This is a genomic window from Planotetraspora sp. GP83 (assembly GCF_041262585.1).
Taxonomy (GTDB): Bacteria; Actinomycetota; Actinomycetes; order Streptosporangiales; family Streptosporangiaceae; genus JAOEGB01.
The window spans coordinates 308,424-333,354 of record NZ_JBGCBZ010000006.1; the positions used below are offsets into that span (position 1 = coordinate 308,424).

General features: G+C 67.0%; 32 protein-coding genes and 1 tRNA gene. 9 read left to right on the forward strand and 24 right to left on the reverse strand.

Annotation, left to right across the window (positions count from 1 at the left end; all coding sequences use genetic code 11):
• Window positions 1-90 precede the first annotated feature (90 nt).
• From ABH927_RS11755 to ABH927_RS11765, 3 genes are read left to right on the forward strand one after another with little or no spacing between them, the layout of a single operon-like run.
• Complete coding sequence (locus ABH927_RS11755) at window positions 91-744, forward strand: hypothetical protein (protein WP_370020730.1); 654 nt, start codon at window positions 91-93, stop codon at window positions 742-744.
• Window positions 741-1,418: a hypothetical protein gene (locus ABH927_RS11760; RefSeq protein ID WP_370020732.1), complete on the forward strand. Its 678-nt coding sequence runs from the start codon at window positions 741-743 to the stop codon at window positions 1,416-1,418. Before ABH927_RS11755 ends, ABH927_RS11760 begins: the two co-directional genes overlap by 4 nt.
• Window positions 1,415-2,371, forward strand: coding sequence for a hypothetical protein (locus tag ABH927_RS11765; protein WP_370020734.1), 957 nt, complete (start codon window positions 1,415-1,417; stop codon window positions 2,369-2,371). The genes ABH927_RS11760 and ABH927_RS11765 overlap by 4 nt, the downstream gene beginning before the upstream one ends.
• 9 nt (window positions 2,372-2,380) lie before the next feature.
• Here ABH927_RS11765 and ABH927_RS11770 read toward each other — a convergent pair whose 3' ends face one another.
• The 14 genes from ABH927_RS11770 to ABH927_RS11835 form a co-directional block, all read right to left on the reverse strand.
• Window positions 2,381-3,667 carry a hypothetical protein gene (locus ABH927_RS11770; protein ID WP_370020735.1) on the reverse strand — a complete coding sequence of 429 codons (1,287 nt, stop codon included), beginning with the start codon at window positions 3,665-3,667 and terminating at the stop codon, window positions 2,381-2,383.
• A gap of 61 nt (window positions 3,668-3,728) precedes the next feature.
• Window positions 3,729-4,139 (reverse strand): type II toxin-antitoxin system VapC family toxin, encoded by a 411-nt coding sequence (locus ABH927_RS11775; RefSeq protein WP_370020737.1) that lies wholly within the window; start codon window positions 4,137-4,139, stop codon window positions 3,729-3,731.
• A gap of 10 nt (window positions 4,140-4,149) precedes the next feature.
• Window positions 4,150-4,377, reverse strand: coding sequence for an AbrB/MazE/SpoVT family DNA-binding domain-containing protein (locus ABH927_RS11780; protein ID WP_370020739.1), 228 nt, complete (start codon window positions 4,375-4,377; stop codon window positions 4,150-4,152).
• A gap of 211 nt (window positions 4,378-4,588) precedes the next feature.
• Complete coding sequence (locus tag ABH927_RS11785) at window positions 4,589-4,867, reverse strand: hypothetical protein (protein WP_370020741.1); 279 nt, start codon at window positions 4,865-4,867, stop codon at window positions 4,589-4,591.
• A gap of 13 nt (window positions 4,868-4,880) precedes the next feature.
• Window positions 4,881-5,129, reverse strand: a complete 249-nt coding sequence (locus tag ABH927_RS11790; protein WP_370020743.1) for a hypothetical protein — start codon at window positions 5,127-5,129, stop codon at window positions 4,881-4,883.
• 204 nt (window positions 5,130-5,333) lie between these two features.
• The gene (locus tag ABH927_RS11795; RefSeq protein WP_370020745.1) at window positions 5,334-5,633 is read right to left on the reverse strand and encodes a DUF1416 domain-containing protein; all 300 of its coding nucleotides are present in this window, start codon (window positions 5,631-5,633) and stop codon (window positions 5,334-5,336) included.
• A complete protein-coding gene (locus ABH927_RS11800) occupies window positions 5,633-6,472 on the reverse strand; it encodes a sulfurtransferase (protein WP_370020747.1) in 840 nt (279 codons plus the stop codon). Before ABH927_RS11800 ends, ABH927_RS11795 begins: the two co-directional genes overlap by 1 nt.
• Entirely contained in the window at window positions 6,469-6,879 is a 411-nt protein-coding gene (locus tag ABH927_RS11805) for a DUF4395 domain-containing protein (RefSeq protein ID WP_370020749.1), read from the reverse strand. The genes ABH927_RS11800 and ABH927_RS11805 overlap by 4 nt, the downstream gene beginning before the upstream one ends.
• Window positions 6,880-6,935: 56 nt before the next feature.
• Complete coding sequence (locus ABH927_RS11810; RefSeq protein ID WP_370020751.1) at window positions 6,936-7,025, reverse strand: putative leader peptide; 90 nt, start codon at window positions 7,023-7,025, stop codon at window positions 6,936-6,938.
• 41 nt (window positions 7,026-7,066) lie between these two features.
• Window positions 7,067-7,495: a TlpA family protein disulfide reductase gene (locus ABH927_RS11815; protein WP_370020752.1), complete on the reverse strand. Its 429-nt coding sequence runs from the start codon at window positions 7,493-7,495 to the stop codon at window positions 7,067-7,069.
• 103 nt (window positions 7,496-7,598) lie between these two features.
• Complete coding sequence (locus ABH927_RS11820) at window positions 7,599-8,369, reverse strand: anti-sigma factor (RefSeq protein WP_370020754.1); 771 nt, start codon at window positions 8,367-8,369, stop codon at window positions 7,599-7,601.
• Entirely contained in the window at window positions 8,366-8,878 is a 513-nt protein-coding gene (locus ABH927_RS11825) for a sigma-70 family RNA polymerase sigma factor (RefSeq protein WP_370020756.1), read from the reverse strand. The genes ABH927_RS11820 and ABH927_RS11825 overlap by 4 nt, the downstream gene beginning before the upstream one ends.
• 58 nt (window positions 8,879-8,936) lie before the next feature.
• Window positions 8,937-9,617: a DUF2993 domain-containing protein gene (locus ABH927_RS11830; RefSeq protein WP_370020758.1), complete on the reverse strand. Its 681-nt coding sequence runs from the start codon at window positions 9,615-9,617 to the stop codon at window positions 8,937-8,939.
• A gap of 39 nt (window positions 9,618-9,656) precedes the next feature.
• Window positions 9,657-9,905, reverse strand: coding sequence for a MoaD/ThiS family protein (locus ABH927_RS11835; RefSeq protein ID WP_261587834.1), 249 nt, complete (start codon window positions 9,903-9,905; stop codon window positions 9,657-9,659).
• A 241-nt stretch (window positions 9,906-10,146) separates the two neighbouring features.
• Here ABH927_RS11835 and ABH927_RS11840 point away from each other — a divergent pair, with 241 nt between their 5' ends.
• The gene (locus tag ABH927_RS11840; RefSeq protein ID WP_370020760.1) at window positions 10,147-10,863 is read left to right on the forward strand and encodes a winged-helix domain-containing protein; all 717 of its coding nucleotides are present in this window, start codon (window positions 10,147-10,149) and stop codon (window positions 10,861-10,863) included.
• A 66-nt stretch (window positions 10,864-10,929) separates the two neighbouring features.
• On the opposite strand, the gene ABH927_RS11845 is transcribed toward ABH927_RS11840, so the two are convergent.
• The gene (locus ABH927_RS11845) at window positions 10,930-12,654 is read right to left on the reverse strand and encodes a bifunctional UDP-sugar hydrolase/5'-nucleotidase (protein ID WP_370020761.1); all 1,725 of its coding nucleotides are present in this window, start codon (window positions 12,652-12,654) and stop codon (window positions 10,930-10,932) included.
• 131 nt (window positions 12,655-12,785) lie between these two features.
• Between ABH927_RS11845 and mshD the strand changes: the two genes are divergently transcribed.
• The gene (mshD, locus tag ABH927_RS11850; RefSeq protein WP_370020763.1) at window positions 12,786-13,766 is read left to right on the forward strand and encodes a mycothiol synthase; all 981 of its coding nucleotides are present in this window, start codon (window positions 12,786-12,788) and stop codon (window positions 13,764-13,766) included.
• Window positions 13,767-13,773: 7 nt separating this feature from the next.
• Here mshD and ABH927_RS11855 read toward each other — a convergent pair whose 3' ends face one another.
• From ABH927_RS11855 to dcd, 3 genes are all read right to left on the reverse strand, one after another.
• Complete coding sequence (locus ABH927_RS11855; protein WP_370020765.1) at window positions 13,774-14,772, reverse strand: anion permease; 999 nt, start codon at window positions 14,770-14,772, stop codon at window positions 13,774-13,776.
• Window positions 14,773-14,778: 6 nt separating this feature from the next.
• The gene (locus ABH927_RS11860) at window positions 14,779-15,396 is read right to left on the reverse strand and encodes a DUF47 domain-containing protein (RefSeq protein ID WP_261587827.1); all 618 of its coding nucleotides are present in this window, start codon (window positions 15,394-15,396) and stop codon (window positions 14,779-14,781) included.
• 147 nt (window positions 15,397-15,543) lie between these two features.
• The gene (gene dcd / locus ABH927_RS11865) at window positions 15,544-16,119 is read right to left on the reverse strand and encodes a dCTP deaminase (protein WP_370020767.1); all 576 of its coding nucleotides are present in this window, start codon (window positions 16,117-16,119) and stop codon (window positions 15,544-15,546) included.
• Window positions 16,120-16,324: 205 nt separating this feature from the next.
• On the opposite strand from dcd, the gene ABH927_RS11870 reads away from it, so the two are divergent.
• Window positions 16,325-16,398 (forward strand) — tRNA-Gly (locus ABH927_RS11870).
• Window positions 16,399-16,513: 115 nt separating this feature from the next.
• On the forward strand, window positions 16,514-16,987 hold the full coding sequence (locus ABH927_RS11875) for a hypothetical protein (protein WP_370020769.1): 474 nt from the start codon (window positions 16,514-16,516) through the stop codon (window positions 16,985-16,987).
• A 483-nt stretch (window positions 16,988-17,470) separates the two neighbouring features.
• Here the strand turns inward: ABH927_RS11875 and ABH927_RS11880 are convergent, their stop codons facing one another.
• Both ABH927_RS11880 and ABH927_RS11885 read right to left on the reverse strand, forming a co-directional pair.
• On the reverse strand, window positions 17,471-17,770 hold the full coding sequence (locus ABH927_RS11880) for a helix-turn-helix domain-containing protein (protein WP_370020771.1): 300 nt from the start codon (window positions 17,768-17,770) through the stop codon (window positions 17,471-17,473).
• Between the two features lie 5 nt (window positions 17,771-17,775).
• Window positions 17,776-18,120, reverse strand: coding sequence for a type II toxin-antitoxin system RelE/ParE family toxin (locus ABH927_RS11885; RefSeq protein ID WP_370020773.1), 345 nt, complete (start codon window positions 18,118-18,120; stop codon window positions 17,776-17,778).
• Between the two features lie 367 nt (window positions 18,121-18,487).
• On the opposite strand from ABH927_RS11885, the gene ABH927_RS11890 reads away from it, so the two are divergent.
• A complete protein-coding gene (locus ABH927_RS11890) occupies window positions 18,488-18,976 on the forward strand; it encodes a hypothetical protein (protein WP_370020774.1) in 489 nt (162 codons plus the stop codon).
• 1,226 nt (window positions 18,977-20,202) lie between these two features.
• On the opposite strand, the gene ABH927_RS11895 is transcribed toward ABH927_RS11890, so the two are convergent.
• From ABH927_RS11895 to ABH927_RS11905, 3 genes are all read right to left on the reverse strand, one after another.
• Window positions 20,203-20,928 (reverse strand): alpha/beta fold hydrolase, encoded by a 726-nt coding sequence (locus tag ABH927_RS11895; protein ID WP_370020776.1) that lies wholly within the window; start codon window positions 20,926-20,928, stop codon window positions 20,203-20,205.
• Between the two features lie 219 nt (window positions 20,929-21,147).
• Window positions 21,148-21,624, reverse strand: coding sequence for a MarR family winged helix-turn-helix transcriptional regulator (locus tag ABH927_RS11900; RefSeq protein WP_370020778.1), 477 nt, complete (start codon window positions 21,622-21,624; stop codon window positions 21,148-21,150).
• A 176-nt stretch (window positions 21,625-21,800) separates the two neighbouring features.
• Window positions 21,801-22,502, reverse strand: a complete 702-nt coding sequence (locus tag ABH927_RS11905) for a hemerythrin domain-containing protein (protein ID WP_370020780.1) — start codon at window positions 22,500-22,502, stop codon at window positions 21,801-21,803.
• A 77-nt stretch (window positions 22,503-22,579) separates the two neighbouring features.
• Here ABH927_RS11905 and ABH927_RS11910 point away from each other — a divergent pair, with 77 nt between their 5' ends.
• On the forward strand, window positions 22,580-23,224 hold the full coding sequence (locus ABH927_RS11910; RefSeq protein WP_370020782.1) for a TetR/AcrR family transcriptional regulator: 645 nt from the start codon (window positions 22,580-22,582) through the stop codon (window positions 23,222-23,224).
• Between the two features lie 297 nt (window positions 23,225-23,521).
• Here the strand turns inward: ABH927_RS11910 and ABH927_RS11915 are convergent, their stop codons facing one another.
• Window positions 23,522-24,778 (reverse strand): cytochrome P450, encoded by a 1,257-nt coding sequence (locus tag ABH927_RS11915; RefSeq protein WP_370020784.1) that lies wholly within the window; start codon window positions 24,776-24,778, stop codon window positions 23,522-23,524.
• Window positions 24,779-24,931 lie beyond the last annotated feature (153 nt).

The following is a 24,931-nucleotide window of genomic DNA, read 5'->3' on the forward strand; positions in this document are numbered from 1 at the left end:
CGGGCTTCTCGCCATTCGGACGTAATTCCGGCCACCGGTGGGACGAATGCGCCGGATGGTGTCAGTGTGGGCGTACTACCATCCCTTGCCATGACGTCACCCCCTCGTGGCTCCCGCCGCCGACGCCCGGTCCTGGTCCCGGTCGCCTCCGCGCTGGGCGCGACGGGGCTCGGGGTCACCGCCTTGTTCGGCGGGTTGAAGGACGCCCCGGAGGAGCCGGCGCCCAAGGTCGCCCAGGGCCAGGTGATCGACCAGGGCCAGTTCCGCACCCAGTTCATCAAGGCCATCGACACCACCGAGAAGGACGATTTCGGCGGCTCCAAGCGCTACCTGGAACTCGTCCTAAAAGTCACCAACAAGGGCGACAAAACGACCTATGTCGGGACTGTTCCGGCACCCGGGGGCAAGTTCTCCCCCATTGGCGGCTTCGCCGGCTCGCTGCTCCGCACGAAACCCGAGATCAAGACCAAGTACGGCGCCCAGGCCTCGGTGATCAGCTACGGCATCAAGAGCCAGCAACTTCATCCGGGGATAACGACGACCGTGGTGGTGAAGTATGAGCTGGAGCCCAGCGCCACAGCTCCTACGGAGATCACCGTTGATGTGGGGCGCTTCTCCTACGAATCCTTCGGGTTGCGGGACCAGACTCACTACTGGGAGCTTGTAAGCGACGACAAGCAGGACACGTTCGTGCCTGCGGTGGCCGCACAGGTCTCCCTTCCCGTACGGCAGGAGCTCGGGTGACGGCGGTGACACACCCGGAGACCAGGACGGCACAACGGGCCTCCAAGAAACCTCCGGCCAAGAAGAACATGACCCGACGCGCCTTGGGCGTTGTCATCGGTATCTCGCTCGCCGCGGCCGCGGTCTACGCCCAGACCTTCGCCATGTCCTTCGAGCAGCGCAACTCGTTCCTCACGACGAGAGGCGAGCCGGGTCAGGTAGTGGAGACGAACCGCTTCACTGTGAAGGTGACATCGGTCTCGGCCGCCAAAGCCGTGGACACCAAGAATTTCAGCGGCAACGTGACCAAGGTCGGCACCAGCAACCTGTTCCTCCTGGTGAACGTCTCCGCAACCACCCCCCGCGAGCCCATGCAGTTGAGCAAGCTCGGCCCTCCGGTGCTCCTGACCGCGGACGGCCAGCATTACCAGCCCACCGACAAGGTGGACGAAAGCCTCACGCTCTTCAACAAGTGGTTCCAGCCGGGATTCTGGTCCAGCGGTGTCCTGGTCTTCGAAGTGCCCGGGGAGGCGCTGCCCGGAGCGCGACTGGTCTTCATCCCACCGGTCTCCGCCATCGTCGTGGACAACTTCGCGCCTGAGGCGGAGATCGACCTGGGCCTTTCCGACGACACCGCCACGCGACTCGTCTCTCAGGCGGAGGAGTACCACTCACTCGTGAACAAGACCTCATGACCGGGGCACCCATGGGCCGAAAGCCGACCGAAGGCCGTCAGAACACGCGCGACTGGTTCGCGCCGCCGCCGAGCCAGCCCACCGACATCAGCGACATCACCTACAGCGGCCCGCTGCCCCAGCCTGCGGCGATACCGATCCCCGGCACGCTCAAGGGGCCGCGGGACCGGCGGGTATGGCCACCCGAACCCGAGCCTGAGCCCGAGGAGGAACAGGACAGGTCGACGCAGCCCTTCCCCGCACTCAGGGGAACGCGGCCCGCGACCATGCCTCCGCCTATCGTCCAGCCGTCCCCCACCCCACCGCCGCCCGCGCCGCCTGACATCCAGCAGCCTGACGTCCAGGCGTCTCCTGCCGAGCCGCCTGCCGCAGGGCACGCGGTGACTCTTCGCGGGCGGCGGACCGCCCTGCTGGGGGCTGGCGCCCTGGTGGCCGTCGTTCTGGCCGTTGGCCTCCCCGGATGGTTCGGCTACCGGGTCTTCCAATACGGTCAGCCGGAAGATCAGATCCACACGATCCAGCCAGGTCAGGCGGGCACGTGGCAGCACGTGTCCTGGCAGGTCACGCTGGAACGCATCCCCGATCCGACCGGTAAGCCGGCCACCTCCGATCGCCAGTGGATGAAGGTCGTCGCCACAAGAACTGCCCTGGACGGCGAGGGAGCGATCCGGCACGGTGCGCCGGAAGTCAGGTTGACGGACCGGTCCGGTCGCATCTGGCTCACCCAAGGAGTCCACGACGAGACTCCCCCTGACACTACGGACAACAAGGTCGGCACGCCGTACCGGATCGAACTGATGGGTGTGGTTCCCCCTTCTGTCGCCGGCGAAGTCCAGGTCCTGCTGCGCCCGAGCTCGGCGCGCAGCGTTCCTGGCCAGTCGGTGGCGGACATGATGAAGGACTCGGTGGAATCCGAAGAGAAAATGGACCAGGTGCTACGGTTCCTGCGCTGACCAAAACGACTATCGGCTGAGCCGGTCCCTGCTCGCCGCCAGGTCGAATGTCGCCGCGATGAGGCACATCGACAGCGTGGTCACTGCCAGGTCCTTGACGAAGTCGACGGGCACGTCGGTCACGAACCAGAAATACGGCTTATCGCTCGCCACGAGATAGCGACCGGCCCTACCGAGATAGTCGCCACCGATGTGCAGCCCGACATAGCACAGCGCGAAAAGGCCGAACAGCGGGGCGCCTCCACGTGCGGTGAGCCGGAGGGAGTTGAGGAGCGGGATCCAGCGTTCCGTCCATCCGGCGGTCAGCTTGGTCAACGCGCGCCGCGTCAGGCTGTGCGTGCGCTCGATGTGGACCGCGGCACGTTCGAGGCGCGTTCCTCTGATCGTGGTCCGCGTGTCCTCCGCGTACGCTCCGTAGACCAGGATGCCGACGGTCAGCCAGGCGAGCGGAGCGGCGAGGGCATCGATGACGTACGGCCAGACCTCGCCGGCAAAGTCCCAGAACGGCTTCCAGCCGGGAACGCTCGCCTCGACCTTCCCCACCCAGTCGTGCCAGCCCGCGACGACAGCACGGCTGCCTATCCAGTCAGAGCGAGCCCCCACCGCCGTGACCGTCGCGTTGATCCCGTAGAAGACGAACGCAAGCTCTCCGAATGTGGCAAGAATCCCGGAGAAGCGGCCGTTGCCCGCGTCGTGGCGGCGGCCGAAGAAGGTCTTCACCAGGTAGGCCACACCCATCGCGACGAGCGACACCTTGACGTCGAGGCTGCTGAGCCCGTCCATCACCGTGTTCTCCCGGCGGGCGAGCGCGTCGACCAAGACCGCATCCGGCTGCCGGAAGACATCCAGGTTCCAGAACTCGCGGACATCTTCCAGCACGAACCCCCACGTCATGTAGATGCCGGCGAACACGAGCGCCGTCCGGTTGAGGGCCCCCAACAGGGTCTCCCGGCCCTCGTCCGCCTCCCGGCGGGCCCGGGTCTCCATCAGGGCATCCCGGATCACGTACAGCATGCCCACGGTCGTGGCCAGCGAGGTCATCACGACCAGGGTGAACAGGAAGACCACGACGATGAGCCGCGCCTGGTACCACGATCCGTGCGAGAGGGTCGCCGCCAGCAGGAGCAGCCCCCAGCGCACGAGACGGCCCAGGGAGAACCAGATGATCAGCGGCAGCGCGCACCTGGCGGCGATGCGTAAGGCATGCGCAGGCAGCGCGTACGGCGACAGCATCCAGGACGACCTACGTGGTGCGGCAGCCTGGCTGGGAAGGGAAAGCGCCGACGTTTCGGACATCTGCCGCATGTTATCGGTTCCCCTGGCATCACATCCTCAACATCCCCTCGAAGTGGCCCCTTTACGGCGCAATCACCTCAAGCCCGGAGAAGTAGGTGCGATACCGCGCCGGGTCGCGGGTCAGGAGGCGGTACTTCCGCACGGCTGCGTGTGCACCTATGAAGAAATCGGGAAGTGGAGACCTCTTCTCGCCGCCACGTCGGCGGTAGGCGAGGTGCGCCTTCCCCGCAAGAAAGGCAGCCTCGTAGGGAACGTCTTCACGTTCGAAGTCCTCCGGGGGCAACACCTGATCGAAAGCCTCAATGGTAGAGAACCCGACCGACACCTCTGCGTATACAACCGGATTGATGACGACGCGACCCTCGTCACGCGCTTGCGCGACCGCATGGTCCGACCAGTCCGCCCACTTCGCGTCATTCGTGGCGATGTCCAGGAGGACACAGGAGTCAACCAGCGTGACACGCTCCGCCATCAGGCGCAGGCTACTCGCCACGCAGCATCTCCATGATCTCATCAGTCGTCATGCGGGTCGTGGCGGTGCCGCGAAGCCGGCGGGTGGCGCGTTGTCCTCGCGTAGCGCTCGACTCCCGGCGCACGATCTGCAAGGTGTTACCGACTTCGATCACGTCGACTTCATCGCCCTCATGCAGCCCGTACTTCGCGCGGATCTCTGCGGGGATGGTGACCTGACCCTTGCTGTTGAGCCGCATCGCGTTCGCTCCACTCACGTATTACGTCTACCACGTAATACTCACCGTACTCGTGGAAACGCACAAGACAGTGGTGGTTCTGGAGTGGCGGCCAACATACGGCCAGACCCCACTACCGATGTACACATTGTGCACGTGAGCCGCACAACATCGACGTCGATGACCCGCTCATCGAAGCCGCGATGCGCGAGCGGCAGCCGAAGGCGTGGGATCAGGCCACGTCGAGCCATGCCCGCAGCGCCTGGCGGATCACTTCGCTGGCACTGGTGTGATCGTGCTTGGCCCTTGTAAGCAACGCGGAGCGCAGATCGGGATCCAGCCGCACTGGAACAACGTCCGCAGGTGCCGAACCCATCGGCCGTCGACCTCCGCGACGTCGAAGCGTGTCTGTCTCATAACCTTCGACAGCCTCGTCCGCGAGTTCGTCGATAAGCTCATCGGTTATCGGCACACCGCCCGATGTAGGAATCTTCCTCTCCTCTCCAGGCATCGCTCCCACCCCCTCATGGCAACAGCTCTCGATATTTGAGCCTCATCCGCATCGCATGGATAGCCAACTCTCGGTCGTCATCCAAGAGGAGCACAACCGTTTCCAGCAGGTTCCCCGCACGATCCGGCCCAAGTCGTAGCTCTCGCCGTGGCCCTCCACCATGTTCGTCCGTGAGCGAGTAGGCGACCAAGAACCTGGTCACCGCATGAACAACGTCCTCGTAGACGACTCCGTGCTTGAGCGCGGACTTGTGCACCTCCACGCTAGCAAACGTAATACGAAACGACGAGTAGTGGGGGGTAAACGACCAATCACAGCCCGATGCGGATGGTTAGCCGTCAGCGCCCAATGTCGCATTGCTCACACGCCAGTAAGGAACCAGTCCTCTAGGCAAGCGGAAAGGCCGGTGGGTCCGTGGGGACGCACCGGCCTTTCGGGGCTTTGATCAGACTTCGGATCAGACAGGTCAGACGGCGACGGCGAGCTGGGCGACCTCGCCGAGCTTGGCCTCGACCGAGATGTCCTTCGTGATGCCACCGCCCGCGATGATGCGGACGGTCCACTGGCCCGGGGCGGCGAAGAAGCGGAAGATGCCCTCGTCGGAGACGACGACCTCACCGGTGAACTCGCCGGAGTGGTCGAGCAGGCGGGCGTAAGCCGTACCGGCGCCGGAGACGACGCCCTGGATCACGGCCTGCGTCGACAGGTCGATGCCTGCCGGCAGTGCCACGGTCTGCTCCGGTGCGGCGCAACCTTGAACAGTCATCAGCGGGCCTCTCCCAGCTCGATCGGCACGCCCACGAGCGAGCCGTACTCGGTCCACGAACCGTCGTAGTTCTTGACATTGGCCTGATCGAGGATCTCGTGCAGCACGAACCACGTGTGCGCCGAGCGCTCCCCGATGCGGCAGTACGCGATGGTGTCCTTGCCGAAGTCGACGCCCTCGCCGGCGTAGAGGTCCTTCAGCTCGTCGTCGGAGCGGAAGGTGCCGTCGTCGTTGGCCGCCTTGGACCACGGGATGTTGCGAGCGGTGGGCACGTGACCGCCGCGCTGCGCCGCCTCCTGCGGGAGGTGGGCCGGAGCGAGCAGCTTGCCGGAGAACTCGTCGGGCGAGCGCACGTCGACCAGGTTCTGCTTGCCGATCGCGGCCACGACGTCGTCGCGGAAGGCGCGGAGCGACAGGTCCTGGTCCTTGGCCGTGTAGGTCGTGGCGGAGCGGCTGGGCACCTCTTCGACCAGTTCGCGGGAGTCGAGCTCCCACTTCTTGCGGCCGCCGTCGAGCAGCTTCACGTTCTCGTGGCCGTAGAGCTTGAAGTACCAGTAGGCGTAGGCGGCGAACCAGTTGTTGTTGCCACCGTAGAGAACGACGGTGTCGTCATTGGCGATGCCACGGGACGACAGGAGGGCCTCGAAGCCGGCCTTGTCGACGAAGTCACGGCGGACCGGGTCCTGCAGGTCCTGCTTCCAGTCGATCTTCACGGCACCGCGGATGTGACCCTTGTTGTAGGCGCTGGTGTCCTCGTCGACCTCGACGAGCACGACACCCGGCGTGTCGAGGTTGGCCTCGACCCAGTCGGCGTCCACCAGAACGGCGGAGCGGCTCATTGAATTCTCCCAGGTTGTAGACGGCGGATGATCAGGTACATCTCGCAGCCGAGGCAGAAGCCGAAGGCTGCGTTGAGAAAGGCGGCCAGCAGTGCCGCTGCTGTCGCACCCAGAGCCAGCGGTGTGATCCCCGTCGCTAACCCGATCAGACCCACGATCGCGAACCCGAGCCCGACAACCTGCGCGAAGCGCGGTGGCGCGGCATCCTCCAGCTCACTCGGCGGTCCGAGCCTCGGGCGCACCAGCTTCCTGAAGAGAAGCCCGTACGGAGAGGCGTCGAAGGCACCGAGCGCGAACACGAGCGTCTGGACGGCGAGCAGCCAGGGGCTGCGCGTCACCAGGACAAGCGCGAGAACCAGAGTCGTTATGGCTGCCCCAAATCGGGGGCCGCGAGGGTCGATTTGCATCGTGGGATGCTCCTGAAGGATTCACGGAATGCGGCGGTGAGCCGCGGGAATCACCCTCAGGCCATGCGACAGAGCGAGGTGGCGACGCGGCAGAAATCAACCGCGCGCCGCTTTGTGAGCAGCTCTGTCGTGGGAGTCATGACCATGACAGTACCCGTCGTCTCGCCATCTGTCACACGCTGTCCGCTTACTGAGACAATTCGTGAGACGGTCCATCGACGGCGACGCCGATGGCGGCGATGACGTCCACCTTCCTCGGCTGACCTGACGCCCTCTTCACGATATGTCCGGAATGGTCCAGTATGAGGACCGTTGGGGTGCGCATAACGTCAAAACGCTTGACCAAGTCGAGCCGCGACTCCGCGTCGATCTCGACGTGGCGCACGCCGGGCACCATCGCGGCCACCTCATCGAGGACGCGGCGGGTCGCCCGGCACGGCTGGCAGAACGCGGTGGAGAACTGGACCAGCGTGGCCCGCTCCCCCAGGTCGGCGCCGATGTCGCCGCTGGTCACCGCCGAACGCGCACGTTCATCGGTAGATGCCTGATCCGGCTGCCTCACGGCACGCAGCCTCCCGTCGCGGCGCCTCATGACGAGCCCGATGAGCACGCCCACGACGAGCGTCACACCCAGGACAACGATTCCTGCCATCACGGTCTGGAACCCATCCCTCGCCCCGATTCATTCCCGTGAACCCCGAGGCGTGACGACATGCGCGTCACATCGGGACGGTCACCAGGATGCGGCCGGTGGAAGTGAGCAGTTCGAAGCGCTGGATCTCCCCGATCTGAAGATCCGTCGAGCCGCCGAACTCGGCCTTGCGCCCGTGGTAGTCGGCCGCCGCCACCGTCCAACTACCGACGGGCGACCTGGTGCCTTCGAAGCCGACCGCGTGCAACTGACAGTGCGTGCCGACGGGCACCCCGTAGACCTCCGCCATGACGGTGGTCCCGCCGGCATCCGGGGTGAGCCGCACCTCCAGGCGGAACTTCCCGTTCGTGTGCCCACGGTCGACCGATGAAATCTTCATGTTGGTATATGGAGCGGGCGAGGCCGGCGCGGTCAGCAGATTCGGATCGGCGATCCTGCTGTCGACCTCAGGTCGGGCGTCGGAGGCCACCGGGGCCAGCGCGCCTCCGGCCGCTGAGGTCTCCTGCGACTCCGTGTGCACTGTGCCCAGCCAGGCCGTGCCGCCCAGTGCCGCGACCACGACCGACGCGGCCAGGGCGAGCAGCACGCGGGACCGGCGGCTGCGCCTGGCCGACGCGGCGACCAGCCGGTCCAGTACGGCCCGCGGGGGCGTGCCCGCGTGCTGGATGTCCTCCTCGGAGACCCGGGCGAGCAAGGGCGGCAGCCCCGACAGCTCGGCCAGCTCGGCACGGCACGCCGGGCACCCGTCCAGGTGCTCCTCGACCTGGGCGGCCTCCTCGTCGTCCAGCGCCCCGAGGACGTAGGCCCCGAGCGACATCCGCACGTCGTCACAGGTCATGGCGCGAGCCCCCGTTCCTCCAGGGCGAGCTTCAGGGCCCGGAGCGCGTAGTAGGTGCGCGACTTGACCGTTCCCGGCGGGATCCCCAGGATCTCCGACGCCTCCTTCACCGATCTCCCCCGGTAGTACGTCTCCAGAAGCACCTCTCGGTGCTCGGGCCTCAGCGAGGCGAGGGCGTCCGCGATCCCCCACGATTCGACGGCCTTCTCCAGTTCGTCGTCGGCGGGCAGGACGGCCAATGCCTCGTCGCTCGTCTCCTTCGGCCGCGACTGGCGAGCCCGGTGCTGGTCGACGACGAGGTTGCGGGCGACGGTGAACAGCCACGCGCGGACCGGGCGCCCCTCCAGCACGGAAGGGTGCCGCCACGCCCGCAGTAGCGTCTCCTGCACGACATCCTCCGCCCTGCCCGGATCGCCCGTCAGCCGCAGCACGTAGCCGTACAACGGCCCTCCGTGATCCTCGAAAAGCGCCCGTATGAGCTCCTCGTCGGCGGTTCGGGCTGGACTCACACCCTCTTCACGTACGGCGGGGCCGTCCGGTTCATGAGGATTGCTCGGATCACCGGGATCATCTGAGCGGGACATCGGTCGCCGTGCCCTCTACCGCGAGGCCCTGGGGCGTCGACTTCACGGATGTGATCTTCAGATTGAGCGGAAGGTTCTTCACGGGGACGGTGAAGGTGATGAGCCTTTCCGGGCTGGGGACCGAGATGCCGCCCGCGATCTTCACGCTGGCCGGGGTGAGCCGCACACCGCCCTGGACGACTTCGAGCTTCATGTCCGCGGTGACCGGCACGGTCCGCCCGAGGACGGTGAGGTTCCCGGAGACCTTCAGCGTGTCGCCGCCGTCTCCCTCCACGCGGATGCCATGCGGCGCACGGGCGGACAAGGTCTCCCGGGAGATCACGATGGTGCCCGTGACGCGCTCGGCCCTGATCCGGGTCTTCTCGGCGTTCTTGAGCAGGTCGGCCAGCGGGGCGGACACACCGTACAGCGTGGCGTCGATCTTCGACAGCTTGACGCCCTCGCGGGTCATGGGGCCCATGCCGATGGCGATCTCCTCGTAACGTCCCGAGATGGCCTGAGTGAGGAACGGGATGCCCTCGATCCGCACCGTGGGGGGCTCGGCGAGGTCGTACTTCGCCTCTATCTGCCGGGCGATCTCCCGCTGCACGCCGACGACCGCCACCCGGTCGACGACGACGAGCAGGATGGCCAGCAGGATCAGGAAAACGACCAACTTGCGCATCCGAACTCCTCCGGGAGCACCTCGTGATCAGCCTAGCCCTCATCCCCCGGCAAAGGGCGGCAAAACCTCGACCACGGCGCCTTCGGGAAGGCTCACCGTGCTCGGGTCGCGCGTGCCCGCCGGCGCGCCGTTCACCAGAAAGGACGAACGGCGCAGCACGCGCTCAATCTGCGGATTTCGTGTGATTTTGGCAACCAAATCCGCCAGGGTCTCCGCGTCGAAAGGCTCTTCGGCGATGCCCGCGGCCTCTTTCGCCGCGGCCCAGTATCGGACCGTTCCGGTGGCCATCGGCCCCTCAGCTCCCTTCCCGTCACGCGGTTGACCACGCCCTGTGATCGGCCTGTTACGGCGTTAGTCCGCGTGAAGCGTTGTTTACACGATGGACCCACATTGGACGCGAACATCCTGTGGGCTACCCTACGAACTAATGGACCTGGGCGATGTGGCCCCCGGGTCCTTACGTGTTTGTACGGCTGTCGCGGTTTCGCCGGAAGCGGCGACGTGCCGACGAGGTGGCAAGGAGGCGGAAGTGAGCAACCTGCTCCTGCTGACCAATGCATTGGAGCCCTCCGCGGAGGTGCTCCCCGCGCTCGGGCTGCTGCTGCACTCGGTCCGGGTGGCGCCCGCCGAAGCCTCCGCCCTGATCGACACACCGCCCGCCGACGCCATCCTGGTCGACGCCCGCCGCGAGCTCGTCCACGCCAAGGGCCTGTGCAGGCTCCTGCGGACCACCGGGATCGACTGCCCGCTGATGGTCGTCGTCACCGAGGGCGGCCTGGCCGCGATGACCGCCGAGTGGGGCGTCGACGACGTCATCCTCGACACCGCCGGCCCCGCCGAGGTCGAGGCCCGGCTCCGGATGGCCGTCGGCAAGCTGTCGCTGGCGGCCGCCGAGGAGGTGCCGGACGAGATCCGCAGCGGCGACCTGGCGATCGACGAGGCCACCTACACCGCCCGCCTCCGAGGCCGCGCGCTCGATCTGACCTTCAAGGAGTTCGAGCTGCTCAAGTATCTCGCCCAGCACCCCGGCCGGGTCTTCACCCGCGCCCAGCTGCTGCAGGAGGTCTGGGGCTACGACTACTTCGGGGGCACCCGGACCGTCGACGTCCACGTCCGCCGTCTACGGGCCAAGCTCGGCGCCGAGTACGAGGCGCTGATCGGAACCGTCCGCAACGTCGGCTACCGTTTCGTCCCCGACCGTGGCGGAGAGCAGCATGCCGACGCCGCCGAGCCCGCCCGGCGATAGCCGTACCGTCTGAGCTTGTTGAAAGGCCCGCTCCGGTTTCCCGGGGCGGGCCTTCTCGTGTGACGGCTACTTGATGAACGTGATGCGGTTGGCGACCGGCGGAGCGATCGGCGAGTGCGCGCCGAAGTAGGCGACGAACGCGTCGATGTCGAGCGGGCCGCTCCACAGGTTGGTGCCCTGCGTGAAGACCGTGAAGCCGTCACCGCCTCCGACGAGGAAGTTGTTGGCGGCCACCCGGATCTGCTGGGCGTCGGTCACGGCGGTTCCGTTGATCTTGATGCCGGAGACCCGCGAGCCGATCGGCTTGGTCAGGTCGGCGGTGTAGGTCAGCGAGGCGGACGGCAGCAGGACCTTGGTGGACGAGGCCGTCCACTGCTGCTCCAGGAGCGCGTCGAGCTGCGCTCCGCTGAGCGTGACGGCCTGCATGAGGTTGTTGAACGGCTGGACCGTGAAGGCCTCGCCGTACGTCACGACCCCGTCGCCCTCGGAACCGCTCTGGGCGTAGGTCAGGTCGGCGCGGACGCCGCCCGGGTTCATCAGCGCGATCTCGGCGTTCCCGCCGGTCTTGGTGGCCTCGAGTTGCGCGTCGGCGATGAGGTCGCCCAGGGGGGACTCGGCGCCGCCGGTCACGTCACGGCCGATGTTCGCCGTGATGGTGCCGATCTTCTTGTTGGCGACCGTCGCGACGCGGTCCTTCCAGGTCTGGACAAAGGCCGCGGTCTCGGGGTCGGGCGTCACCGTGCGCGTCACCACGTGGTTGTCGGCGACGACGCTGGAACGGATCACGTCGTGCGTCCTGCGGTCGACCTGGAAGTCGATCTGCGTGATGACGCGGCCGAACGACGACCCCTGGGTGTAGTAGCGGTCCTGGCCGGCCGGGTCCTTGGTCTTGCAGATGTACGCCTGGTGCGAGTGGCCGCTGATGACCAGGTCGATCTGCGGGTCGAGCTGGCCGGCGATCCGCGAGCCGTTCCCCGGGGTGACGGGGCAGGCGTCCGGGCTCTGGCCGGGGGTGACCGAGTCGCCCTCGTGGACGAGCACGACCTGCGCCTTCACACCCCTGCGGGCGAGGTACTTCGACACCTTGTTGGCGGAGGAGACCTCCTCGGCGAACTTCAGCCCCTGGATGCCGGACGCGGTGACGATGCTCGGGGTGGTCTGGGTGACGAGGCCGATGAAGCCGATCTTCACGCCATTGATCTTCTTGATGTAGAAGGGCGGCAGGGCGTACCTGCCGCTCTTCTCCTTGAGGACGTTGGCGCCCAGGTAGTCGAAGCTGGAACCCTTCCACGTGCCCTCCGGCGAGCACCCGTCGACCGGGTGGCATCCGCCGTTCATGATGCGCCTGAGCTCGGTGATGCCCTCGTCGAACTCGTGGTTGCCGACGGACGACGCCTCAAGGCCGAGCTTGTCGAGCAGGGCGACCGTCGGCTCGTCGTGGTAGGCGGCCGAGATCAGCGGCGACGCGCCGATGAGGTCACCGGCGGCGACCAGCACCGTGTTCTGGTCGCGAAGCTGCTTGATGTGGGTGGCGAGGTAGGCCGCGCCGCCGGCGTCGACCGTCTGGCCGGTCTCGTTGACGATACGGCCGCCGGAGCCGGTCGGGGGCTCCAGGTTGCCGTGCAGGTCGTTGATGGAGAGCAACCGGACCGGTACGGCCTTCGTGCCCTTGGCGTTCTGGGGAACGTTCTGGCGAACGGGGTCCGCGCTGACCGGTCCGGCGGTGAGTGCCGCGAGACACGCCGCGGCGGCACCGGCGACGGCCAGTCGCGTAAGGGATGCTGGGGTCATGGTTCTCGACAGTAAAGCCGTGATCTAAGCATCAAATGGCGCAGAGATAACGATTCAGGGGGTTCGCACATGGCGGATGTTGCCAGAACCCGGCCGTGCTCGACGATGGACGATCACCTAGTGTGCGAGACATGAACGCGCGCGTGGAGATTTTGGAACGGCTTGGTGACGAGCAGGTGGCAGCCGTGCTCGCGCTGGTCGAGGCGGCCACCGAGGCGGACGGCGTGCGTCCGCTCAACGAGCACGTGATGCTGCATCTGCGCTACGGCGGCGACCCCGGGGCGAGAGCCGTACTGATCTATGCCGCCGCGGACGGAGCGGCCGTCCCGGACGGCGCCAGCGGTGACGACGGCGTTGGGGATCTCGCCGGCGATCGTGGGGAGCCGGTGGAGCTCGCGGGGTTCGCGCACCTGGACCCGACCGACCCGGTCGAGGGGCCGAGCGGCGAACTGGTGATTCACCCGGCGTTCCGCGGGCGCGGTCTCGGACAGCGGCTGCTGGAGGCGGTGCTGGAGCAGAGCGGCGGGCGGCTCAGGCTGTGGGCTCACGGCGATCACCCCGCAGCCTCCAGTCTGGCGGCGAGCGCGGGCTTCACGCGCGCCCGCTCCCTGTGGCAGATGCGCCGGTCGCTGTTCGCGCCGCTGCCCACCGCCGCCCTCCCCGACGGCGTACGGCTGCGCACCTTCGTGCCGGGACAGGACGAGGAGGCGTGGGTGGCGCTCAACGCCCTGGCCTTCGCCACGCACCCGGAGCAGGGCACGTGGACGATCGACGACCTCAAGCGCAGGGAGCAGGAGTCGTGGTTCGACCCCGCCGGATTCTTCCTCGCCGTACGGCAGGACTCGCTGGCGGGGTTCCACTGGACCAAGGTCCACGGCGACGGGGAGCACGCCCACGAGCCGATCGGCGAGGTGTACGTCGTGGGGGTGGACCCGGCGGAGCGGGGGACGGGGCTGGGCCGCGCGCTGACGCTCGCCGGGCTGGCGCACCTGCGCTCGCTGGGCCTGGCGCAGGTGATGCTCTACGTGGACGAGGAGAACGCCCCGGCGATCAGGCTTTACGAGTCGCTCGGGTTCACCCGATGGGACACCGACGTGATGTACCGCCGGTGATCTGGCCTTACCCGAGGATGAAGTTCAGCACGTAGTAGGAAATCGCGGCCACGATGGCGGCGGCCGGGATCGTGAGCACCCAGGCGACGACGATGTTGCCCGCGATGCCCCACCGGACGGCCGACAGCCGCCGGGTGGCGCCCACGCCCATGATCGCGGTGGTGATCGTGTGCGTCGTCGAGATCGGCGCGCCGAAGCCGATGGCGGCCGTGTAGAGCACGGTCGCCGCCGCCGACTCGGCGGCGAAGCCCCGCGGTGGGTCGAGGTGGATGATGCGGCGGCCGAGGGTGCGCATGATGCGCCAGCCGCCGGCGTAGGTGCCGAGGGAGATCGCCAAAGCCGAGGACGTGATGACCCACTCCGGGATGCTGGAGTCGGGCGAGACGTGCCCCCCGACGACGAGGGCGAGGAAGATCACGCCCATCGTCTTCTGCGCATCCTGCAGGCCATGCCCCAGTGCCATGGCGGCGGCCGACACCGTCTGCGCGTACCGGAAACCCCGGCTTGCTTTGTGCGGATTCGCCCGGCGGAAGATCCACAAGATCGCTATCATGATGATCGCGCCAAGGGTGAAGCCCACCACTGGCGAGAGCACCATCGGAATGACGACCTTCTGCACCACGCCGCTCCAGTGAACGGTCGTGCTCGACGCAAGAGCCGAGCCGATCAGCCCTCCGATCAGGGCGTGGCTGCTGGACGACGGAAGGCCGAAGTACCACGTGATGAGGTTCCAGATGATCGCGCCGATCAGCGCGCTGCCGACGATGATCAGCCCGTGCTGCCCGCTGGGAGGGGGAATGATCCCCTTGCCGACCGTGTTGGCCACCGACTCGCCGAGATGCGCGCCGATGAAGTTCATGACGGCGGCCATGAGCAGTGCGACTCGCGGGGTCAGCGCCCGGGTCGAGACCGAGGTCGCGATCGCGTTCGCCGCGTCATGGAAGCCGTTGGTGTAGTCGAACGCCAGCGCGATGACGATCACGCCGATGAGAAGTGCCAGCTCCACTGGGCCTTAACTTTCCTTGACCGCGATCGTCTCGATCGTGTTGGCCACGTGCTCGAACGCGTCGGCCGCGAGCTCGAGCTGCTCGATCACCTCGCGCATCTTCATGACGGTCAGCGCGTCGTAGTCGCCGCCGAACAGCTTCGCGAGCAGCCGCCGGTAGATCTGGTCGGCCTGGTTCTCCAGCCGGTTGATCTCGATCCAGTACTCGTTGAGGTGCTGCATCGACCGTAGCCGCGGCATGGCGTCGGCCGTCAGCTCGGCGGCCCTCTCCAGCACCTCGACCTGGCGGACGACCTCCTTGGGAAGGTGGTCGATCTGGTACAGAACGATCAGATCGGCCGCGGCCTCCATGAAGTCCATCACGTCGTCGAGGTTCGACGCGAGGCGGTAGATGTCCTCGCGGTCGAAGGGCGTGATGAAGCTCTCGTTCAGACGGTTCATGATCGCGTGAGTGCGCTCGTCGCCCGCGTGTTCGCAGGCCCGCATCTTCTCGGCCAGGGCGTCCCGGTCCGAACCTTCACTGATGATCTCGACCAGCAGACGGGAAGCGGTGACGAGGTTGTTGGCCGAGTCGGCGAACAAGTCGTAGTAGCTGTCCTCACGGGGCGTGAGACGCAGTCGCACGTCATTTCTCCAGATGTGCGGGGATGGTCCGCAGAGAAGAGTACGGCCTACCAGTGGAAATGCGAACTTAAGACCCTGGATGTGCGCTTGTAACCTTCTCTTTGCCTTGCGGCTGCCCTGCCGTCACCGGTTGACACGCACAGGTCTTCAGATCTTGGTGCGGTGGAAGTTGAGGAACGAGCGGCTGGGCGTGGGACCCCGCTGGCCTTGGTAGCGGGAGCCGTACCGGTTGGAACCGTACGGGAACTCGGCCGGCGAGCTGAGGCGGAACATGCAGAGCTGGCCGATCTTCATGCCGGGCCACAGCTTGATCGGCAGCGTGGCGACGTTCGACAACTCCAGGGTGACGTGCCCCTCGAAGCCCGGGTCGATGAAGCCGGCCGTGGAGTGCGTGAGCAGGCCGAGCCTGCCGAGGCTGGACTTGCCTTCGAGCCGCGACGCGATGTCGTCCGGCAGGCTGATCACCTCGTAGGTGCTGGCCAGCACGAACTCGCCGGGATGGAGGATGAACGGCTCGTCGCCGTTGGGCTCGACCTCGCGGGTCAGGTCGGGCTGCTCCATGGCCGGGTCGATGTGCGGATACCGATGGTTCTCGAAGACCCGGAAGTACCGGTCCAGCCGCACGTCGACGCTGGACGGCTGGACCATCTCGGGATCGTAGGGGTCGAGCTTGACCCGCCCGGACTCGAGCTCTGCGCGGATGTCTCGATCGGAAAGCAGCACGGGTGCAAGGCTAACGGTCGATGACGTGCGCATAACCGCCCACCGCCCATGTACGGCCCGGCCGCTGACCGCGCTCCCAGGCCGGAGTCATCAGGACTGGGCCGGTGGATCTTGCGCCAGCCGCGGACGATCTCGCCTGGGGACTGCAGGAGCACGCCGAGTTTCCGCTACAGTAGTGACGCGGTCGGCTTCATGGTCGGCCCATGCGGGTGTAGTTCAATGGCAGAACATCAGCTTCCCAAGCTGACAGCGCGGGTTCGATTCCCGTCACCCGCTCCACGCTTGCACGGCCCCTGACCTGGTCTTTCCTTGATCGAATTGTGGGCAGGCCTCGTTCTCTGGGTGCACCTGTGGGTGCACGTTGGTGCGCTGCCAGGCGTCAGGAATCGCGGCTGTGGAAACGCTGCCGGACATGGCGTCCATCGAGGTGCGCGTCCGCAAGAGCGGCGCCCCAAGCTACCGGATCTGGTGGCGGCTCGGCGGCGGCCGGCACGGCCGCCCGCAGTCGCGGACCTTCCATGCCTACGGCGAAGCGATCGCCTTCAAGCACGCGGTCGAGGCCTCCGCCCACCAGTGGCCGGAACCCGTCCTTGCGACGGGGACACCGCGCACGCCACTGTTCGCCGACTACGCGCTGGCCTTCATCGCGAGCAAGTCCGGAATCGCGGAGCGCACCCGCCACGACTATGAGCGCGGCTGCGCAACCACATCCTGCCCACCTTCGGCGCCCTCGACATCCGCAGCCCGGTGCTCGACCGGACCATGGTCGGCACCTGCCTACGGGGATCACGATCGGCCGTGGGTACGCACTGTGGATTTCACCTGCCCAGTCTCGTTCGACCACCCGCACGGAGTGAGCATGCAGTAGCCGGAATAAGGCGTCGCGCTTTTCTGCCTACGTCACCTCATCCGCTCTCGGGACAGGAGGCAACCGTCCTTCAGCCGGACGAGGCCTTGACAGGCTTTCAAGATCCGGCATATACGCGGAACTCTGCTGGCGGAAGACGATCGAAGCTGAGCCGAGCCGCAGATAAGAGCCGCACCTCTTCGACAAGATCGAGTCCACTCATAATCCGATGGTCCGCCGCAGCCCATGCGCCCGATCGCCAGGCCATTAACGGGCCATTAAGCAAGGCGACGAGGAGGCAATCACGGTCACTCATGACCGGCCGGAAGCCCAGGCCAGCGCCCCCACACGGCATGTAGCACAGGCTTCCCGTCATCCGCTCGCTCGTATGGCCTCTGGGCTGGGCGCTCCTTGAGCAAATCGTGAGGCGAATCTCACTCTCTGGGTGCACCCGCGGGTGCGCTTCAGAACGCTGCCAGGCGTAAGAGCTTCCAGGAGCAGAGGTCAGCTCGCTTTGGGAAGTGGCTGGAGTTGGACGCTGAGCCGTAGTTCCAGTGCTTCGGCGAGGCGTTCGAGCATGGGGATCGTGGGCATAGTGCCGCCTGCCTCGAAGCGGGCCACGGCCGGCTGCTTGAGTCCGGCCCGCTCGGCGAGCTCGGCCTGGGTGAGGCCTAGCTCTTCACGGCGATGCCGTACGGCCTCGCCGAGCTCGAAACGGATTCGCGCGGCCTCGTACGCGGCTCCGGCACCGGGCCGACTCATGATCTCAGCGCGCTTGTCAGACCACGCCTTACGCTCGGCCATGGCACTCACTCCTCCTCCGCCGTGTGAGCCTCCGCGATACATCGCGTCATGGCCCGCACCGCACGTTCGATCTCGGCCGTCTCACGCATCCGCTGCTTGCGGAAGACCGTCAGCAGGATGATGCGCCTGCCTGGTGCGATCCAGTAGCTGATGCGTACGGCCTCGCGGGAGAGATGGAATCGAAGCTCGCGGAGCTTGCCGCACAGCTGCCTGGTGTACGGCTCGTCTAGGAGCACTCCCCGCTCGGCGAGCAGGTCAACGTAGAAGACAGCCGTCTCCTGGTCGTCCTGGCTGAGCGAGTCGAACCACTCGTCGACCTCGGGCTCCAGTTCCACCTCTCCCCAACTCATAACACGAACGTTATATGCGAGGCAAGGCTCCTGCCCCTGGAACGAGAATAACCGGCCCCACCGGCTCATCGTCGCGCGCTTGACAGGAGTTCCACGGACCGTCTCCCGCGATGTTGCCGCAAGACTGGATGGGCTACCGCCTGGGTGGGAAAGCATGACGATCTGGCCACTAGGTGGAAACGCCGGTCTGTCGGATGGTCTGCTCATGGCCGGTTTATGCGGTTCCACCCAGACGCGTACAGGTCTGCCCTGTCGACGCCGCAGGAAAGCCCCCTGCCCTGATCACCGAGGACGCCATGTTGCGGCAGGCAGGATACGGCGATCTACGGCATCTGCAGCGGCTACCGAATCCGCCACCACAGAGAATATGATTATTACGATCGCCGTTGACGTGACAACTGACGGTTGGAAGTCCGTTGTCGCCAAACGGGCTTGCGATCTCCTCGGAAGCGCGCTTTGGGGCGAGGTCCAGACCGCGCGGGATTCAGGATGCGCCCCGCTTGCAGCCGCCGCCCGCAAGCTCCTGGAAGCGCGAGACCAAGCTCACGCCCTGGTCGCCGAGATACTGGTGGGCGAGTCACCTCAGGACAGGGCAGGCAGATGGCTCTGGGGACTCCTGCGGGAGTACGCCAAGAAGATCCCGATCCCTGGGGAGCAGGTCTACGAAGCGTCCGCTCAGGCACTGCGGATCATGGGCATCTACCTCTGCACTGTCACCGGCGATCTGACCCGCTGTGAGTGCCTCGCTGATCTTGCAGAGGCCACCGGGAAGGACAAGCTAGAAGACGTGCTCACCACCGGCCTGGACGATTGGGCAGACAAGCTGGCAGCACCCACCCTCGACAAGACTCCTTGATCTACACCCAGCGCGCCAAGATCAACGGTGTGCCCGCATGGGCACACCGGGCCGGCAGGAGTGGGTAGAACGCCGTAGAACCTGGCCCAACCCGGTAAGCGTGACCAGCTCGAACGGCAAACCCGCAGGTGAGAACCCCCTTACTGGTCCGGTTCGATTCCCGTCACCCGCTCCACAAGAAAAGGCCCAGGTCAGCGAAATGGCGCCGACCGGGGCCTTGATTGGCTAAAGACTCGTCGATCCTCCGGTGCCCGCTACGTGCCCGATCCTTTCGGATCTCGCTTTGTCAGGGCTCCTCGGTGAGCTTCCCGAGTGTGTTAGCGATCGCGGTCACGCTTCATAGCGGTGTGCTGATAGATCAGCCGGCCCGTGTAGTGGAGTGGCCCATGCGGTTCATCAGTAATGGACTCACTGAACCGTTTTCAGTCGCTCCCCGTGAGTCGACGAGACGCTGCGAATCGACCGGCGAGAGGTGCGGGCCGAAGCTCTACCCAGGCACGTAGCGACCTGTTCGCCATATTCGAGCACGCACTACTTGGCAAGGGGCTGACCCTGCTTGTCGTTGAACTTGCCCACGAGGATCAGGACAAGGTCGATCAGCACTCAAACACCGAGGCACCCGATAGCCTGCCGCGGCCAGCAGGGGCACGACGTCCACGTAGCTATGAATGTCGTACGGCCAGCCGTGCAGAAGGACGACCGCGGGGCCGTCGGCCGGACCTGCTTCGGCGTATCCGATGTTCAGAACCCCGGCGTTGACCTGCTTCAGTGACGGGAAGGAGGTGTTCGCCGCGGGTGGAACCCGCTTTCCTCCGGTGTCGGAAGCGGCCGACGCGGCCGATTCCGCGGAGAGCTCGGGAAGCGGGGAGCGAGGCCCCGACAGCCCCTAGGGTCAGCATCTTGGAGAACGTTCGTCTGTTGACGATGTTCCTCCTACCGTGAGTGTTCTGCGTACTCGAACTGCGCGACCCGCCATCTCGGGAGCGGTGGCGGGGAAGGCTGCCCGGACACCGCGTCCGGACAGCCGTGAAGAGCAGTGGTTCAACATCGCGTACGGCGAGTTCGCGCCGGGCAGCGGCGGCTTCCGGTTGGCCAGATCCGCCGAGTCCGTCCACGATCTCCACCATCCCGTTAGGCGCCTACGTCCGAGGGGCCCAGCCGCCGGCAGAGTGGCCGCAGGCCGAGGTGGCGGCAGGTCGGCCTCGCGGGCTCATTTGCACCGAGGGTCACTGCACGTGCTTGACGGCCTTGAGGATGATCTCCGCGATGGTGTCGGGGTGCGAGACCGGGACAGCGTGGGACGCTCCCGGGACCTCCACCGTCTCCCTGGAGCCGGCCCGCTCGGCCATGAAGCGCTGCGCCTCCGGCGGGATGTTGTAGTCCAGTTCCGGGATGACGAACCAGGACGGGATGGACTTCCACGCGGGCCGTCCCGAGCCCTCGTTGAGCGCGGTGTCGTTGAGCGGCCGCTGGGTCACCGCGTCCAGGGCGGCCTGCTCGGGGGCGACGTCGGCGGCGAACTGCTGGTGATACTTGTCCTGGCGGATGTACAGATCGGTGGTGCCGTCGGGCAACGCCACGGTGGTGAGCGTGTCGCCGAGAGTGGAGCCGGGGTAGCGGCCCGACAACTCGCCGATGCTCTCCCCCTCCTCAGGGGCGAAGGCGGCGACGAACACCAGGGCTTTGACCTGGTCGTTGTCCAAGGCGGCGTTGGATATGACGGCACCGCCGTAGGAGTGGCCGACCAGGACGATGGGCCCCTCCGAGCTGGCGAGGATGGCCGACACGAAGGCGGCGTCCCCGGAGAGGCTGCGGATGGGGTTGGCGGCGGCGATGGCCGGGATGCCGGCGGCGTGCAAGCTGCGGATGACGCCGTTCCAGCTCGCGGACTCGGCGAACGCGCCGTGCACCAGGACGACGGTCGGTTCTGCGGTACCGGGTACGGGGGTCATGGTTTCCCTCCAGAGGGTCAGGCGGACAGTACGGTGTGAATGAATGCGAAGGCCTGGGGTGACGGCGCCCCCGGGCGGCGTGGGACTACGACAGGGACACTAGCGACAAAGTTAATCGTGCACAAGGTAGACGTGGAAGGTTAAATTTGGCGCTAGGTAATAGGCCGGACGTGCGGCCTGCTCCGCGGCGGTCCCGCCTCTAGCCGGCTCGGGGCGCTATCACTCCGTGGCGCGGCTGTGAGAGGTGACGTTGGCGGTCAGGCGTCGCAGCGTGGACAGGGTCCGCTGGAATTCCTCCGGCTCCAACTTCATCGCGTCGCCGATCACCGCGGGGATGCCGCGGGTGCGCTCACGCAGCGCGGCGCCCTCTTCGGTCAGGGTGATCTGTACGGCACGCTCGTCGTCACGGCGGCGTTGTCTGCGCACCAGCCCGTTCGCCTCCAAGCGCTTGAGCAACGGCGTCAGCGTCCCGTAGTCGAGCTGGAGAGCGACTCCGAGATCCTTGACAGGGACGCCGCCGGAGCCGTGGCGCCACAGCACCAGCAGGACGAGATATTGCGGGTAGGTCAGGCCCAACTCCTCCAGCATGGGACGGTAGAGCCCCGTGACCGCGCGGGAAGCGGCGTACAGAGCGAAGCACATCTGGTCGTCTAGGATCACCGAGATGTCTCGGCTCCGGTCGGGGCGGGAACTCATCGCACCACAGTACCTCGCACGCAAGGTAGCCCATCGCGCCTCGTGTGACCAGCGTCGTCCCGGGACTGGCGTCTCCGCCAGGCCGGGCGGGCCGCGTCCGCGCCTGGGGCCCGCAGACGACCGCTTATCGCCTCCGGGCGCGGTGTCGGGCCGGGCGGAGCAGGGCGGCGGTGGCATCACTGGCCGAGTGCGGACTTCTGGGTTCGGTAGCGCTTGAGCAGCAACGGTCGCATCCACCGGACCGGCGCGGGGAAGTTGGCCATCAGACGCTCGGCTCCGGGCGCGGGAACCGGGTCGTGGAGCAACCCCATGACCAGATCCGGCCCGGAACGGGGGGCTCCGGCGACGATGGCAGCCCGCAGGCGCAGGAGCTCGGCATCGGGCACCTGCGGAAAGAGCTCCCGCAGGACCGGTTCCTCGCTGTCGAGGTGCTTGAGCAGCACCTCACCCAACCTGGCCGCCGCTTGCGCCCCTTCCCGCGCGGCATCGCGTACGGCGGCGCCAGGGTCCGACCCATGGGCCGACCGGCGGGCCGGCCCGGCGGCGATCGTGTCGACGGCGGCGCCGAGGGTCTTCAGTCCGGCGTCGAGGGCCTCGTGCTCGACGGTGAGCTCGTCCAGAGCTGTCACGGCGTCAGGGAACAGGCGGCGCAGCACGGGCCAGAACAGCTCGTCCTCGCTCGCGTGGTGGTGATGGACGAACTCCACCTGCCACCGTGCGGCCCGCACAAGCGCCTTCACGTCGACTCCTCCGCCGGCCGCCAGTCGCCGCATCGCCGCAGCGGTGAGGACCGCACCCCGACGGATGATCGTGTGTACCGCCAGCAACTCGTCGTACATCTGGAGGCCTTCCGACACGCCGTTCACGTTCTGCGCCATGGGATCCCCACAATCGAGGTTAGACAGTATGCAACGAATGCACATAGAGGATACCCATTGCTCGATAAGCTTTCCCCATGCCGACGCGTCGCCCGTACCGCTCCCCCCGTAGAGAGCAGGACGCCGCCACCACGCGCGGCGACATCCTGCGGGCCGCGCGGGAACTGTTCACGTCTGAGGGGTACGCCCGCGTGACCGTGACCGACATCGCGCGGCGTGCGGGGGTCGCGACGAAAACCGTGTACGCCAGCGCCGGCAGCAAGGCGGCGATCTTCCAAGAACTCCTCATGACCGCTGTGGCCGATTCCGGCGCGGACCAGACCCTGGCCGCGGTGCGGGAATGCGATGACCCTCGCGAGGCGGTGCGAATCCTCGCGTACGGCACCCGCGTCGGCAACGAGACTCATCAGGACGCCACCGAGATGCTCTATGCCGCGATGTCGGTGCAGGACGACGCGGAGGCGCTGTGGCGGCAGGGCACCACCCTGTACCGGGAGGCGTTGCGTCAGGCGGCGGTGCACCTCGGGAAGATCGGCGGGCTCGCTGAGGGGCTCGACGCCGATCGCGCCGGCGACATCCTCTGGTTCTGCCTGGGCATCGGGGCCTGGCGTACGCTGGTCAAGGACTGCGGCTGGACCTGGGACGAGGCGCAGCGCTGGCTGGCCCTCCAGGCGTTCACACTCCTTCACACGGGGCCGACGTCCGCCGAGCCTCCACAGTGACACGAGGCGGCGCGCTCCGGGGAGGGACCCAGTCGCCAGCTGCCCCGGGCTCACGTGTTGGCCCCCGAACCGGGTCCAGAGAGGGAAGATCAACGGTGTGCCCACGTGGGCACCCTGTACTACCGCCGGCATCCGAGTCCGGGTGCTTCCTCGCCGCTGAGGAACTCGACGGCCGCCCGGGCCACTTGGAACCGTTCTTCCCCTGACCGCGATATCGACGAGGTTCCGGCCAAACCTCGGCACCGGCAGGTTGTCGTCGGCCCGACGCCGACGACAACCACCGGTCGGTGTTCGGGGTCAGTCCCGTGACGGGCCGAGGTACACCGGCAGGCTGGTCACGGAGTTGGAGAAGATCGACGGGACCGCGGTCAACTCGGCGGAGTCGACGGCGAGCCTGAGGTCGGGGAAGCGGCCGAACAGCGAGGGCAGGGCGACCGCCGCCTCAAGCCGGGCCAGGGCGGGCCCGACGCACACGTGCGGTCCACCGCCGAACGCCAGGTGCTTCTGGTTGGGCCGGGTGATGTCGAACCGATCGGCGTCCGGGCCGTACTTGGCCGGGTCGCGGTTGACCCCGCTCCAGGGCGCGAGGATGGCGTCGCCCTTGGGAATGGTGACGCCGCCCACGGTGATGTCCTCGGTCGGGAACCTGGCCGGGAAGTTGCCGACCGGGGCGTCCCAGCGCAGGGTCTCCTCGATGACCTTGGACCACGTCTCAGCGTCGCCGTCGCGGACGAGGGCCAGCTGGTCCGGGTGGGTGAGCAGGGCCCGCGTCGCGTTGACGATCAGGCTGATCGAGGTCTCGTGGCCCGCGGCGACGAGCATCCACAGGGTGTCTTCGAGCTCGTCGTCGGTGAGGGTGTCGTCGTCCTCACCGTTGACGGCGATCATCGCGCTGGTCAGGTCGTCGGCCGGTTCGGCGCGCCGCATGGCGAAGAGCCGCTGCCACAACTCGTGCCGTTCCTGCTGGGTGGTGAGGTACTCCTCGGCGGTCGTGTCGGCGCGGATGACGGTGTCGATGAGTTCGCGGAACCGGGGCCACCACGCCTCGGGCACGCCGATGAGCTCGCAGATCACCTGCATGGGGAACGGGTAGGCGTAGTGCTTGCGCACGTCGACGACGCCGTCCGGTCCCACATGGTTGGGCAGGTCGTCCAGCATGGTGTTCACGATCTCTTCGATCCGCGGCCGCAGACGCTCGACCCGGGCGCGGGTGAAGGTGCGGGTCAGCGGCTTGCGCAGCCGCCGGTGCTCCGCGCCGTCGCGGGCCATCGCGTTGTTGAGCCGGATCATGCTGAGCAGCGGCCAGTCCTCGGGGACCTCGCCGCGCCGCAGGGCGTCCCAGTTGCGCCAGTCCCGGCCCACTCTCGGGTCGGCGGCGAGGTCGGCGAGCAGCGCGTAGTCGGTGACCACCCACGTCTGGACGTCACCGGGAAGCACGGCGCGGATGACCGGGCCGAGTTCGCGCATCCGCGCCGCCTCGCCGTGGCGGTCGGCGCCCGAGGGGTCGATGGGGATGAGAGGGGGAGGGGTCTGGACGACTACCGAGTCGGTCATAGCGGCATGCCTCCTGGCTGCTGTGATGTCGGGGCGCGGGCATCGGGCGCCCCCGCTGAAACGGCCGGGTCCGCCTCGACCTCGTCGCGGATCTGGGCCGGTTCCCGCTAGGGACCGCCCTTGTCTCATTTCGCAATCGATGCCGCCGGCGAA

What these genes read in the sequence shown, in the direction of transcription:
- ABH927_RS11755 (WP_370020730.1), top strand. Translation starts at nt 91, where the DNA reads ATGACGTCACCCCCTCGTGGCTCCCGCCGCCGACGCCCGGTCCTGGTC.
- ABH927_RS11765 (WP_370020734.1), top strand. Translation starts at nt 1,415, where the DNA reads ATGACCGGGGCACCCATGGGCCGAAAGCCGACCGAAGGCCGTCAGAAC.
- ABH927_RS11770 (WP_370020735.1), bottom strand. Translation starts at nt 3,667, where the DNA reads ATGTCCGAAACGTCGGCGCTTTCCCTTCCCAGCCAGGCTGCCGCACCA.
- ABH927_RS11775 (WP_370020737.1), bottom strand. Translation starts at nt 4,139, where the DNA reads ATGGCGGAGCGTGTCACGCTGGTTGACTCCTGTGTCCTCCTGGACATC.
- ABH927_RS11780 (WP_370020739.1), bottom strand. Translation starts at nt 4,377, where the DNA reads ATGCGGCTCAACAGCAAGGGTCAGGTCACCATCCCCGCAGAGATCCGC.
- ABH927_RS11785 (WP_370020741.1), bottom strand. Translation starts at nt 4,867, where the DNA reads ATGCCTGGAGAGGAGAGGAAGATTCCTACATCGGGCGGTGTGCCGATA.
- ABH927_RS11795 (WP_370020745.1), bottom strand. Translation starts at nt 5,633, where the DNA reads ATGACTGTTCAAGGTTGCGCCGCACCGGAGCAGACCGTGGCACTGCCG.
- ABH927_RS11800 (WP_370020747.1), bottom strand. Translation starts at nt 6,472, where the DNA reads ATGAGCCGCTCCGCCGTTCTGGTGGACGCCGACTGGGTCGAGGCCAAC.
- ABH927_RS11805 (WP_370020749.1), bottom strand. Translation starts at nt 6,879, where the DNA reads ATGCAAATCGACCCTCGCGGCCCCCGATTTGGGGCAGCCATAACGACT.
- ABH927_RS11810 (WP_370020751.1), bottom strand. Translation starts at nt 7,025, where the DNA reads ATGGTCATGACTCCCACGACAGAGCTGCTCACAAAGCGGCGCGCGGTT.
- ABH927_RS11820 (WP_370020754.1), bottom strand. Translation starts at nt 8,369, where the DNA reads ATGACCTGTGACGACGTGCGGATGTCGCTCGGGGCCTACGTCCTCGGG.
- ABH927_RS11830 (WP_370020758.1), bottom strand. Translation starts at nt 9,617, where the DNA reads ATGCGCAAGTTGGTCGTTTTCCTGATCCTGCTGGCCATCCTGCTCGTC.
- ABH927_RS11835 (WP_261587834.1), bottom strand. Translation starts at nt 9,905, where the DNA reads ATGGCCACCGGAACGGTCCGATACTGGGCCGCGGCGAAAGAGGCCGCG.
- ABH927_RS11845 (WP_370020761.1), bottom strand. Translation starts at nt 12,654, where the DNA reads ATGACCCCAGCATCCCTTACGCGACTGGCCGTCGCCGGTGCCGCCGCG.
- mshD (WP_370020763.1), top strand. Translation starts at nt 12,786, where the DNA reads ATGAACGCGCGCGTGGAGATTTTGGAACGGCTTGGTGACGAGCAGGTG.
- ABH927_RS11880 (WP_370020771.1), bottom strand. Translation starts at nt 17,770, where the DNA reads ATGGCCGAGCGTAAGGCGTGGTCTGACAAGCGCGCTGAGATCATGAGT.
- ABH927_RS11885 (WP_370020773.1), bottom strand. Translation starts at nt 18,120, where the DNA reads ATGAGTTGGGGAGAGGTGGAACTGGAGCCCGAGGTCGACGAGTGGTTC.
- ABH927_RS11890 (WP_370020774.1), top strand. Translation starts at nt 18,488, where the DNA reads ATGATTATTACGATCGCCGTTGACGTGACAACTGACGGTTGGAAGTCC.
- ABH927_RS11895 (WP_370020776.1), bottom strand. Translation starts at nt 20,928, where the DNA reads ATGACCCCCGTACCCGGTACCGCAGAACCGACCGTCGTCCTGGTGCAC.
- ABH927_RS11900 (WP_370020778.1), bottom strand. Translation starts at nt 21,624, where the DNA reads ATGAGTTCCCGCCCCGACCGGAGCCGAGACATCTCGGTGATCCTAGAC.
- ABH927_RS11905 (WP_370020780.1), bottom strand. Translation starts at nt 22,502, where the DNA reads ATGGCGCAGAACGTGAACGGCGTGTCGGAAGGCCTCCAGATGTACGAC.
- ABH927_RS11910 (WP_370020782.1), top strand. Translation starts at nt 22,580, where the DNA reads ATGCCGACGCGTCGCCCGTACCGCTCCCCCCGTAGAGAGCAGGACGCC.
- ABH927_RS11915 (WP_370020784.1), bottom strand. Translation starts at nt 24,778, where the DNA reads ATGACCGACTCGGTAGTCGTCCAGACCCCTCCCCCTCTCATCCCCATC.